We start from the raw sequence: 12252 nt of genomic DNA on the forward strand, positions 1-12252 counted from the left end.
AAAATCAGAATTTCAACTGGGCGGTCGCATAAACCGTCGTCACTTTCGCCGCGTCCAGGTTGGCCGCCACATCAAACGCCACCGGGCCAAGCTTTAGCCCGCAACCGGTCGTTAAGTTTAACCCGGCGCTGTCATGGTACCCGCCCGCCCGCAGGGCAAAGATACCCAACAGAGGCTGCTCCACGCCAAGATGGAAAGTGGGATCCTGGTCTTGCGACAGGGGGGTCGCCAGATCGGCCGCGACGACCGTACCAAACAAGGGAACCTTAACCGCGCCGCCAAGGACCAGTTGTGTGGGCCACTCATCTTCGCCGCTACGCTCAAGCTTCGTCAGCCCAAAGTCTTTCAGGACCGCCCCCAGACGGACCAGTTTGCCGACTTTAAACATGGCGCCCAGATCAACCGCCACGCCTTTCCCGTCCGCTTGCGCGATCTGTCCGGTCTCCGTAAATTTTTCCGTACTGACCGTTACATACTTGGCGTTCAGGCCGAAAGCAAAAAGGTCGGTCAGTTCGTGGGCGATGGTGAAGGCCACCTGATTGGTCTGGTCGATCCGCATCGTCTTCGGGACGGCTCCGGATTCGATGGCGGCCCGCTGGTCGGTAACATAATGCAGCCCGAAGTTACTCAGGGTCAAACTGGCACCGGCTTTTAAGCCCAGCGCATTATCGAGGGCAGCGGGATCTTGCTTCTGGAGGGCTTCCATCTGCTGTAAACTTCCCTCCAGCCCGCCGTCAAGGGCTAAACCCACTTTTACCTGGGTAATTCCGGCCGGATTCCAATAAGCGGCACTCCCGTCGTCCGCCACCGCGGTATAAGCGCCCCCCATCCCGATAGCCCGGGCGCCAAACCCCGGTGCGGAAGCGGCGCAAAGCGGCGCCAGCACGACCAGTAAGACTATGGCCAGCAAGAATCTTTTTACTGTTTTTATGACCATCTCTCCTTTCACGTTCCATTACCGTATGTCAAATTTCGACACATCGGGGTTAATCCCTTTTTCATTGTTCAACCAGAAAAAGGGTGTTTTTCGCCGTTATTTTCCTCTACTTTACCAGCAAAAAAAGGTATAATATAGAAGTCAGAACGAAAGGAGGCTTTATCCGTGCAGACCGAAACCCTACTACAAGAACTGACCAATGCCGTCGGCCCCTCGGGGCGGGAAGACCGGGCGGCCCGGATCATCACTGATCTGTTCACCAACGGGGAAGGCCGCCGCTGGATCAGCGACCTCCACCGCGACCGGTTAGGCAACATCATCCTCCGGAAAGCAGGCCGGGGCGAGCAACCACCCCGTATCATGCTGGCCGCCCATCTGGATGAAATCGGCCTGATCGTCACCGCCCTGGAAGACGGCTTTATCCGTTTTTCGACCATCGGGGGCATTGACCAACGGGTTCTCCTTGGCCAAGAGGTCATCGTCCACGGCCGGGAGGATCTGCCCGGGGTCATCGGGGCCAAACCCCCTCATTTACAACAGGCGGACGAGCGTGAGAAGGCCGTGAAAATTGAGGAAATGACCATCGACCTCGGCCTTGCTCCGGAGCGAATTGCCGCTTTGGTGCGGGTTGGCGATCCGATTACGATCAAGCGGACTTGTTGTGCTTTGAAAAACTCTTTTTACAGCGGAAAAGCCATGGACGACCGGGCCGGCGTCGTAGCGCTGGTCGAATGTCTCCGCCGCCTGAAAGATTTTAACCACGAAGCCGAAGTCTTGGCAGTCGTCACGGTCCAGGAGGAACTGGGCGTCCGGGGGGCGGTCGTCAGTTCCTATGGCCTTAACCCCGATATCGGGCTGGCGGTCGATGTTACCCATGGGGAGATGCCCGGCTTGCCCGATTACGAAGCCTTTAAGCTGGGTCAGGGGCCGGTCATTGTTACCGGTCCACCGGTTCATCCGCTCATCTTTGAGAAGCTGATCGCCGCCGCCGAAACCGGGAAGGTCAAATACCAGGTCGAAGCGGCGGAAACTCCCAGGGGAACGGACGCCTACGCCATCCAGATCGCCCAGGCCGGGGTCGCCAGCGGCCTGGTCTGTATCCCCCTCCGTTACATGCATACTTCCGTTGAAACATTAGCGTTGGACGATCTGAAAGAAACCGGTCGTCTCCTGGCCGAATTCATCATGCAGATCGACCGCGCCTTTTTGGAGGGATTAGAATGTTACTGAAGGAGTTATCCGAGTTAAACGGTGTTTCCAGCGGCGAAACCGCGGTCCGTCACTATATCCACGACCGGATCCAGGGACGCGTCGACCGGATCCAGACCGACCGGTTGGGCAACCTCATCGCCCGCCGCGACCAGGGGAAAAAAGGTCCCCTCGTCATGCTCTCCGCCCATATGGATGAGGTTGGCTTAATGGTGGTGGGGATCGACGCCAGCGGATTACTGAAGATCAAAACCATCGGTAGCATTGATGAACGGGTCCTCGTCTCCAAACGGGTTTTGGTTGGTCCCCAACGGATCCCCGGGGTGATCGGCGCCAAACCCATCCATCTCCAGGAAAAGGAAGAGCGGGAACACCCGCTGAAGACCACCAGTCTGTTTGTGGATATCGGGGCTACCGACCGCAAAGAGGCCGAGAAGGACGTCAAGATCGGCGATCTCATTGCCTTTGATGTCCAAGCGGAGGCTTTCGGGGATGGGCTCTTTAAAGGGAAAGCCCTTGACGACCGGGCCGGCTGTGCGGTTTTGTTAAATATACTGGAAAAGGAGTATAGTCTGCCCCTGGCTTTTGCCTTCACTGTCCAGGAGGAAGTCGGACTGCGCGGGGCAACCGTCGCCGCTTTTAGCGTAAACCCCGACCTTGCCCTGGTCGTGGAGACTACCTCCGCGGGGGATGTGCCGCCGCTGAAAAAACACCAAGCTTCCACCCGCCTGGGGGCCGGACCGGCCATCAGTTTTATGGACCGTTCGGTCATTGTCAACCCGGCCCTGATTACGCGCCTGGTTGCCGTCGCGGAGAAAGCCGGGATCCCGTATCAATTTCGCGAGTCAACTGCGGGCGGGACGGAAGCAGGGGCCATTAACCAGACCAGGAGCGGCATTCCCGTAGCGGTGATCTCGGTGCCCTGCCGTTATATCCATTCGCCGGTGGGCGTTTTAAACCTCAATGACTTGGAATTGACGGTTAAACTGATCGATGCTTTCTTGCGCGACATCGAACAAAGGGGGTTACCTTTATGAAGGATTTATTGCGCCGCTTGACCAGCATTCCGGCGCCCTCGGGGCGGGAGGAACAGATCCGCGCCTTCATTCAGGCCGAAATTAAAGACTACTGTGATGACCTGACCGTAGACACCATGGGCAATCTGATCGCGTTTAAGCGCGGGGGCAAGACCAAACTGCAATTTGCCGCCCATATGGATGAGATCGGGGTGATCGTGACCGCCATCGATGAGCAAGGCTTTCTCCGCTTCGGCAATGTCGGCGGGATCAGACCCCACCAGCTTTATGCCCAACGGGTGCGGTTTCCCAACGGCACGGCCGGCGTGATCGGGGCCGAAAAGGTCGACGATCTAAAACAGTTGACCTTGGAAAAGTTATACATTGACATCGGGGCCGCTTCGGCCGCCGAAGCCAAAACCAAAGTGAACGTAGGCGAGATTGCCGCCTTTGATTATCCCTTTGTCGATCTGGGCCAACGGGTCGTGGCCAAAGCCCTCGACGACCGGGTGGGCTGTGCGGTCCTGATCGAAGCCCTCAAACGTGTCACCAAACCCCAGAACGACCTCTATTGTACCTTTACGGTCCAGGAGGAAGTCGGGTTGCGGGGGGCAAAAACCGCTGCCTTCGGCATCGAGCCGGACCTGGGGATCGCCCTCGATGTCACCGGTACCGGTGATACACCCGAAGCGCCCAAATTAGCCATGAAGCTGGGCCAAGGAGCGGCCATTAAGGTGAAGGACGTCTCTTTGATCACCCATCCGCAAGTCAAAGAGCTCTTGACGATGCTGGCGGAGAAGAACGGCATCCCTTATCAATTTGAAGTGCTGCCCTTCGGCGGGACCGACGCCGGTGCGATCCAGCTGACCAAGGCCGGGATTCCCGCCGGGGTCATCTCCATCCCCTGCCGTTACCTCCATTCCCCTTCGGAAATGATCGATCTAAACGATCTGGAAGCGGCGGTCCGTTTGGTCGTCGCCACCATGGAGCATCCGATTACGTTATAACAAAAAAGAGGCTGCCGCCGGCAGCCTCTTTTTTCATCGCTCACCCTCAAACCACCATTTTTCCCTCTTGGAACAGCCGTTCCAGTTCCCGAACGATAAAATCCTGTTCATTGGTGTAGCGGGAAACGATGGTCGCTTTGGCCTTTACCTCCGGCACGGCGTTGGCCGGGGCAATGGACAACCCGGCGTCGCGAAAGAGCGCCAGATCGTTGAGCCAATCACCAAAAGCAATTGTTTCCGTGGTTTTCACCCCTAAAATTTCGGCCAACCGGGTTAAACCACTTCCTTTGTCCACCCCTTGCGGGCGGATGATCAAATACTCGTAACCGCTTTTGAAGGACGGTTGAATCTCCTGATCAAGGCCGGGAAACATCATGCCGAGCGCTTTCTGGATCCCCCTGATTTTCGCCCTCGCTTCGTAAATCACAATCTGTTCCACCTGGTTGACCGGCGGGTCCAGCTTCCGGTCCGGGTCGGCCTGCAGATCAAAACCCCATGAAAAGATGGTCGGATCCGGGGTGGCGGTGAAACAGTGAATCCGGTCGTTGCTAAAAAGATAAACGCCATCCAGTTCATCGGCCAAGGAGGATAAGACCGTCTTGGTTACGGCGGGCGCCACCGTCTTCAAGTGGGGCGCTTCCCACCCGCGGGGCTGGAAAAACGCGCCGTCGGTACAGATATAATGAACGGGAAACCCGAGTAAATCCTGGATCGGTACGGTGAAATGATACATCCGCCCGGTCACAAAGGCAATCTCCACGCCGGCCTGGTGCAATGCAGTCAGCATCTTCCGCGTTGGTTGACTGATCGTTTTGTCTTCTCTCAGTAAAGTCCCATCCAGATCCAAAGCAAGCATCCGTAATTTGCCCATCGTCCTCATCCCTCCCCGACAACAAAGTAAACCGCTGGCCCCGGCGAGATGCCTATTATTAAGCCTTGGCTAAATCTGCCATTCACCGCTTGGAGCGGAATAAAAAGTTTGTTATAATAAATAAAATTCCAGACCGACGCTAAAAACTAAAGAAGATGGAAAAGGAATCCCCTGCACCGCAGGGGAACATATCATAATTCATTTTACCATAAGCAAAGCAATTCGTCGACCGAGCTTGGGAGGTAACATGGCAACCAAAACGGAAGACCGCCGCTACGAAGAAACGCATTTGGCTATGGTCCTGCAGGTAATTAAAGAAGAACTGGCCGCAAAAAAGGCCTTTTTTACCCGCCTGAAAGCCCTGCTGCAACAGGAGAGAAAAAACGTCTGGGAAGACGGGCCCCGTCTAGCCGACAGTTTCGCGTCCGCGGTCAACCTCACCCAACAGCTGAGCGGCTTACGCAATACTGAGTTAAGTGTGGAATACAACCGGCGGGCGATCTACAAACTCCAGAAGATGCTCAAAACGCCCTACTTTGCGCGGATTGATTTTCGGGAGGACGGCACACCAACCGCCGAGGAAATCTATATCGGCCTCTCCACGCTCCTTGACGCCGAGGGAAGGCCGTTAATTTACGATTGGCGGGCCCCGGTCTCCAGTATGTTTTACGATTATGAACTGGGTCCGGCCGAGTACCGGTGCGAAGCCGGGGTGATCCGCGGCGAAATCACCCGTAAACGCCAGTACAAAATCGAAAACGGGCGTCTGGTATACATGTTCGATTGCAACATCAAGATCGACGACGAGATCCTGCAGGAGATCCTAAGCCAACATAGTGACGAGAAGATGCGGGCGATCGTTACCAGTATTCAACGGGAACAGAACCGGGTCATCCGCAACGAAGATCATCCGGTGGTGTTGGTGCAGGGTACCGCCGGGAGCGGAAAAACATCCATCGCCCTGCACCGCGCCGCCTATTATCTGTATAAAGAGCGGGACCGGATTACCAGTAAAAATATTTTGATCTTTTCCCCCAACCAACTGTTTGCCGACTACATATCCAACGTTTTACCCGAATTGGGCGAAGAGATGGCGCTCTGCACCACTTTTCAGGATTTGGTCGCGCCTTTGCTGCCGTCCGGGCTGACCGTCGAAGACCGCCATAACCAGCTGGAGTTTACGCTGACGACCGACGGGAGCGCTGAGGATCGCCTCCGGGAGGAGAAGATCTACCTGCAGACCACCCCCGAATTTTTAGCATTGATCGATGATTACCAAAAATATCTAACCACCCGCGGTCTGCCCTTTCCCGATCTCCAGTTGGAAGGGGAGATGGTCCTGCGCAAAGAAGAGCTGCGGGCGCTATACGATGATTATTATGGTTATTTGCCCTTGAAAAAACGGCTGGTCCAGTTGCAACGGCGCGCTTTCTACCTGCTTCGCCCCGTAACCGCGCGCAAAATAAAGGAGTATGCCCAGCACCTGGCCGAGGAGAATCCGCAGTTAACGGCAGCCGAGATTAAAGCCCGTAGCCGCTTGGCCATCCGCAAAAAGCTCCAGCCGCTCTATACGGCCATCCGCGCCTGGTCCGAACTGGACTCCTTACAACTGTACCGGGAACTCTTCGCCAACCGGGAACTTCTCGCCCAAATGGCCGCCGGACGGTTCCCACCGGCGACCCTGAACCGTCTCCGCCAGGCCGTTTTGAAAACCTTCAGCACCAATCATCTCTTCTATGAAGACCTGGCCCCCTTCTTTTATTTCCGGGGAAAAATTGAAGGGTTCCCCAAGTTCCCGGAGATTAAACACTTGATCATCGACGAGGCACAGGATTACACCCTGTTTCACTACCGGATCATCCAGGAACTCTTTCCCGCCGCAACCCTGACGATCCTCGGTGATCCGAACCAGACCATCCATCCCCGGCAATACCGGAGTTCCTTCGCCGAGATCGAAGCGGTTTTTACCGGCCGCAACCCGCAGACCTTTACCTTAAACAAAAGTTACCGGTCAACCCGGGAGATTACCGCTTTCACCCATGCGTTGCTGCCCGAACCGGCTGTGGCGGCCGAAGCAATCAACCGTCCCGGGCCAAAACCGGTGTTGACGAGGGTTTTAGTCCCCGAACTCCTCATCCCGGCCCTCGCCGACCGGATCCGCGCTTTAAACGCCACCGGCTACTCTTCCCTGGCCGTGATCGGCAAAACCGCCCGTGAATGCCAGGCGGTTTACGAAAAACTAAAAGCCTTGGCCCCGATCCGGCTGCTCACCAAGGAAGAGAAGACCCTGGCCGGCGGCCCGGTCATCATCCCGTCCTATCTGGCCAAAGGATTGGAATTTGATGCCGTCTTAATCTGCGATTGCTCCCGCGCGGTTTACCGCACCCCGGAGGAACTCCCGATCCTTTATACCGTTTGTACCCGCGCGTTACACCGGCTTTATCTGTATTATACCGGTGAACTCTCCCCCCTGCTCGCCCGGGTCAACCCGGATCTTTACACCAGGAGCAGCTATCCGGAGGAACCGCCACGGGAGGATTAACTATCCTTTTTTATTTTTAAGCAAAGGAGTGTGTTTTTTCGTGCTTAACCCCGCCGACCTGGGCATCCAGATCCCTACGGTTTTAGTCCCCGCCGCCCACATCGACCCAACCAAATGGGCGGTGATCGCCTGCGACCAGTATACATCAAACCCCGAGTACTGGGCAGAAGTCAGAAGGCAGATTGGTGATTCGCCTTCCACTTTCGATCTGATCCTCCCCGAGGTTTATTTGGACGACCCGGAGGTCGACACCAAAATCCAACAGATTAACGCACGGATGCGTACCTACTTGGCGGAAAAAATCCTCGTTCCTCTGGAGCCGGGGTTGATCCTCATCGACCGCCGGACCGCCCATGTCCCGTCCCGGAAAGGACTGCTCCTCGCCGTCGATCTGGAAAAGTATGATTACCGGCCAGGGACCAAAAGTTTGATCCGCCCCACCGAAGAGACGATCGCCGACCGTTTACCACCCCGCATTAAAATCCGGGAAGGGGCGCTTTTAGAGGTACCCCATATTATGCTCCTCCTCGATGATCCGGAACAGACCGTAATCGAACCACTATTCGCGCACACCTCGGATTTACCGCTGCTCTACGATTTTGATCTGATGATGAACGGCGGACACCTCACCGGTTATCACCTGACGGATCCGGTGCTCCTCAACCGGACTTTCCAATCCTTAACCCGTTTGATCACTCCAGAGTTCACCGCCGCCAGGTACGGCCCGGACGAAGCACCCCTTCTGTTTGCCGTCGGTGACGGTAACCATTCGCTGGCCACCGCCAAAGCAATCTGGGAGAAGCTTAAACAGCAAATTACCGATCCTGCTACCTTGCAGGATCATCCGGCCCGTTTCTGCCTGGTTGAAGTGGTCAACCTTTACGACGAAGGATTGATCTTCCATCCGATCCACCGTCTTTTGTTCAACATCGATGCCGACCAGTTCTTCGGGGAACTCCAAAGCCACCTGCCTTGCCGGATTACTACCGACCGGCCAGAAGGACCGGATAACCCTGAAACCCAGTATTTTCACTTTTGCACCGCCACCACCACCGGCATGGTCATCCTTGAGCAACCCGGTTCGGTCCTGACCGTCGGTACTTTGCAACCGTTCCTCGATGCTTATCTCCGCCGTCATCCGGAATGCCGGATCGACTATATCCACGGCGACGAAACCATTAAAACCCTGGGACGACAACCGGGTAACCTCGGCCTAATCCTGCCACCCTTAAACAAGCATGATCTCTTTAAGACCGTCATCCGCGACGGCGCTTTACCCCGGAAAACCTTTTCCATGGGGGAAGCCGATGAAAAGCGGTTTTATTTCGAAGCGCGCAAAATCCGGCGCGACTAGTTACCACCACCTCACCCAAACCGGCCGAAACCCTGAGCGGGCCAGTAAAAAAGCCACCGTCAATGGTGGCTTTTTTCCGTGCCGCGTACCGGTTAAGCAATGTTCAAGAAAAATCGTGTTCGGCCTCTTTCCGGAGGATAACATCGTGGGCACTGCCCTCCCGCAGGGTAAGCGGGGAGACCAGGGTGAGGCGGGCTTTCTTCTGTAACTCGGGGATGGTCAGGGCGCCGCAGTTGCACATCGTCGATTTGATCTTCGCCAGGGTTAAATCAAGGTTATCTTTTAATTTCCCGGCATAGGGGACATAGGAATCAACCCCTTCTTCAAAGGTTAAATGCTCCCCGTCTCTATGGTCATAACGGGCCCAGTTCCGCGCCCGGTTTGACCCTTCACCCCAGTATTCCTTCACGTAGTTCATACCATGCCGGATCTTGCGGGTTGGGCTTTCGTCAAAACGGGCAAAATACCGGCCGAGCATCACAAAGTCAGCCCCCATCGCCAGGGCCAGCACGATGTGATAGTCATGGACAATCCCCCCGTCGGAACAGATGGGGATATAGATCCCGGTCCGGTCGAAGTATTCGTCGCGCGCCTTCGCCACTTCAATCACAGCCGTAGCTTGTCCCCGTCCGATTCCCTTTTGTTCCCGGGTAATACAGATCGAACCACCGCCGATCCCGACCTTCACAAAATCAGCCCCGGCTTCGGCCAGATATAAAAAGGCTTCCCGGTCCACCACGTTCCCACCGCCGACTTTAACTTCGCCCCGGTACTTCTCCTTAATCGTTTTAATGGTCTCAAACTGCCATTCGCTGTAACCGTCGGAAGAGTCGACACAAAGAATATCCGCCCCGGCTTCCACCAAGGCCGGCACCCGGTCGTGATAATCCCGGGTGTTGATCCCGGCCCCCACCATCAGTCTTTTATGCTGATCCAAAAGTTCCAGCGGATTTTCCTTATGGGCGGTGTAATCTTTCCGGAAAACCAGGTATTTAAGCCGTTGCTCCTCATCGATGATGGGTAAACAGTTCAATTTATGCTCCCAGATTAAATCATTGGCCTCCGAGAGGGTAAGTCCATCCTTGCCGTAGACCATCTCGGAAAAGGGGGTCATAAATTCTTTTACTTTCGTCTCGACCGGAGTACGTCCTTTCCGGTAGTCTCTACTGGTGACGATCCCCAAGAGCTTACCGTTGGGCGAACCGTCATCGGTAATGGCGATGGTGGAATGGCCGGTTTTTGCGGTCAAAGCCAGCACATCGGCCAGCGTATGCTCGGGGGTTAAGTTGGAGTCGCTAACCACAAAACCGGCTTTATAGCTTTTCACCCGCTTTACCATCTCGGCCTGGGCTTCGATGGGCTGGGAGGCGTAAATAAAGGAAAGCCCCCCGCATCTGGCCAGTTCGATCGCCATCCGCTCCCCGGAGACCGCTTGCATGATTGCCGAGACAAGAGGGATATTCAGATGTAAAGGAGAGGTTTCCCCCCGTTTAAACCGAACGATCGGTGTTTTCAGGTTGACGTTCTCCGGCACACAGTCCTTAGTAGTTAAATTGGGTAAGAGTAAATATTCGCTGAAGGTCCGACTTGGTTCATCATAAAAATAAGCCATTGAACAACCTCCATCCGTTCTTTTAAATTCTAACAATTATAAAGAAGTTTTAGGCTGCTGTCAAGCCCATTCCGGGAAGGAAAGCGCCTGTGCCACCCATGGGTTTTGCTTTTTCAATGCTTTTTCCGTGCATAGCGAAACTTCTCTGGGGAATATTAGTCATGAAATTGTCAAACCCAAATAGTAGAAAGGAAGGTAGATAGATTGGCGGAAGAACATCACGAACATGGAAATCTGGAAAACCGTGGCGAGGAAACGGACCGCTTCCGCTCCCGGGTCACCATTCCCTTGCTGACGGTGGCGTTGGTCGCCTCTTTAGTCTGGGGCTTTACCCAGTTCCGCGCCAGACGAAACTGGGAAATTAGAGCGGAAAACCAATATAACCGGTCCTTTTCCGAATTGTCCATCCATGTCGGGGAGTTAGAAAACAAACTGGCGGAAGCTCTGGTCTCCAATTCCCGTCCACACTTGGTAAAGACCTTTTCCGATATTTGGCGCCAAGCCTATCTCTCCCAAGAAGATCTGGGGCAATTGCCCTTAACCTCGGTGGAACTAAGTAGAACCAAAGAATTTTTAGCGAAGGTCGGGGCTTTCTCCCATAGTATTGTGACCAAACTGAACCAAAATACGAATTCTGCGGCGGTACCCGCGGCCACCGGGGAAAGTGTGCAGTATCTATCCGACCGCGATTGGGAAACCTTAAATGCTTTACACCAACAAGCCCGCTACCTGGCCGACCAGTTGGTCGACCTCCAAGAGAGCATCCTGGAAGCGGACGAACGGTGGCTGCCGGTTGATCGCCTCTCCACCGCGGCTTTGGCGGCCGATGTCTCCGATCGTTTGGAAACCAACAAAATCACCAAAAGTTTTATGATGATGGAGGATGGTTTTAAACGCCTGCCCGATCCGGAGATGGAAGGCAACCTGTTGAGCATCAAGCCGGTCCCGAAGGGAATCACCGGGGCTGAAATCTCCCAGGAACAAGGGCGGGAAATCGCCAGCAGTTTTGTGAACAAAGAGGATCCCCGGTACGAAGTGGCTTATGACGAAAAGATCAATGGCGACCATCCGCTGTACCTCTACACCCTGAAGAAAAAGGACAACAAGGGTAAAGCCGCCGCCAGTGGCCGCTTGGCGGTGACCGTCAAAGGCGGACACGTGGCCTGGATGCTAAAAGAAAGAAGCGTCGCTGAACAAAAACTTTCGTTGGACGAAGCGAAGGAAGCAGCCCGGAAATACATGGAGAGCCGAGGTTACCGCGGATTAACCCCCGTGGGTGCGGAAGAATACCGGAATGTGGCCGTGGTTTCCCTTTGTTCCCAAAGCGGGGAGACGGTTATCTATCCGGAGATGATCAAAGTTCAAGTCGCCCTGGACGACGGGGAGATCATGGGGGTGGAAACCATGTCCTATTTAACCTTCCACGATCCGCAGCGCCGGATTTCTACCCCAGGCCTCTCAGTGGCCGCCGCCCGGAGCAGGTTAAACAAGCGCTTCAACGTGGAATCCATCAAAGAGGCGATTATCCTAAATGACCAGTACCAAGAGGTGCTGACCTACGAATGTGTCGGGCGGATCGGACAAAATCGTTACCGGGTTTACCTCAACGCCGACACCGGCGAGGAGGAACGCATTCAACGAATCGACGAAGAAGGTGTCCCGTTTAGATAAACTTGTCCTGCGGGCAAGTCCGGGCACCCTTGT

Annotated in this window: 9 protein-coding genes; 6 read left to right on the forward strand and 3 right to left on the reverse strand. The window is 55.1% G+C overall.

Features of this window, described 5'->3' with window-relative positions:
- Window positions 1-4 precede the first annotated feature (4 nt).
- Entirely contained in the window at window positions 5-910 is a 906-nt protein-coding gene (locus tag G5B42_RS06405; RefSeq protein WP_231133294.1) for a PorV/PorQ family protein, read from the reverse strand.
- Between the two features lie 192 nt (window positions 911-1102).
- Here G5B42_RS06405 and G5B42_RS06410 point away from each other — a divergent pair, with 192 nt between their 5' ends.
- From G5B42_RS06410 to G5B42_RS06420, 3 genes are read left to right on the forward strand one after another with little or no spacing between them, the layout of a single operon-like run.
- Window positions 1103-2167 (forward strand): M20/M25/M40 family metallo-hydrolase, encoded by a 1065-nt coding sequence (locus G5B42_RS06410; RefSeq protein WP_181339627.1) that lies wholly within the window; start codon window positions 1103-1105, stop codon window positions 2165-2167.
- Complete coding sequence (locus G5B42_RS06415) at window positions 2158-3183, forward strand: M42 family metallopeptidase (RefSeq protein ID WP_181339628.1); 1026 nt, start codon at window positions 2158-2160, stop codon at window positions 3181-3183. The genes G5B42_RS06410 and G5B42_RS06415 overlap by 10 nt, the downstream gene beginning before the upstream one ends.
- On the forward strand, window positions 3180-4169 hold the full coding sequence (locus G5B42_RS06420; protein WP_181339629.1) for a M42 family metallopeptidase: 990 nt from the start codon (window positions 3180-3182) through the stop codon (window positions 4167-4169). Before G5B42_RS06415 ends, G5B42_RS06420 begins: the two co-directional genes overlap by 4 nt.
- A gap of 46 nt (window positions 4170-4215) precedes the next feature.
- On the opposite strand, the gene G5B42_RS06425 is transcribed toward G5B42_RS06420, so the two are convergent.
- Window positions 4216-5040 carry an HAD family hydrolase gene (locus G5B42_RS06425; protein WP_181339630.1) on the reverse strand — a complete coding sequence of 275 codons (825 nt, stop codon included), beginning with the start codon at window positions 5038-5040 and terminating at the stop codon, window positions 4216-4218.
- A gap of 247 nt (window positions 5041-5287) precedes the next feature.
- Here G5B42_RS06425 and G5B42_RS06430 point away from each other — a divergent pair, with 247 nt between their 5' ends.
- The gene (locus tag G5B42_RS06430) at window positions 5288-7582 is read left to right on the forward strand and encodes a HelD family protein (RefSeq protein ID WP_181339631.1); all 2295 of its coding nucleotides are present in this window, start codon (window positions 5288-5290) and stop codon (window positions 7580-7582) included.
- Between the two features lie 28 nt (window positions 7583-7610).
- Window positions 7611-8936 (forward strand): DUF1015 domain-containing protein, encoded by a 1326-nt coding sequence (locus G5B42_RS06435; protein WP_331274062.1) that lies wholly within the window; start codon window positions 7611-7613, stop codon window positions 8934-8936.
- Window positions 8937-9039: 103 nt separating this feature from the next.
- Here G5B42_RS06435 and G5B42_RS06440 read toward each other — a convergent pair whose 3' ends face one another.
- A complete protein-coding gene (locus G5B42_RS06440; RefSeq protein ID WP_181339633.1) occupies window positions 9040-10548 on the reverse strand; it encodes an IMP dehydrogenase in 1509 nt (502 codons plus the stop codon).
- A gap of 204 nt (window positions 10549-10752) precedes the next feature.
- Between G5B42_RS06440 and ypeB the strand changes: the two genes are divergently transcribed.
- Entirely contained in the window at window positions 10753-12219 is a 1467-nt protein-coding gene (gene ypeB / locus G5B42_RS06445) for a germination protein YpeB (protein ID WP_181339634.1), read from the forward strand.
- Window positions 12220-12252 lie beyond the last annotated feature (33 nt).

The organism is Capillibacterium thermochitinicola, from assembly GCF_013664685.1.
Classification (GTDB): domain Bacteria; phylum Bacillota; class UBA4882; order UBA10575; family UBA10575; genus Capillibacterium; species Capillibacterium thermochitinicola.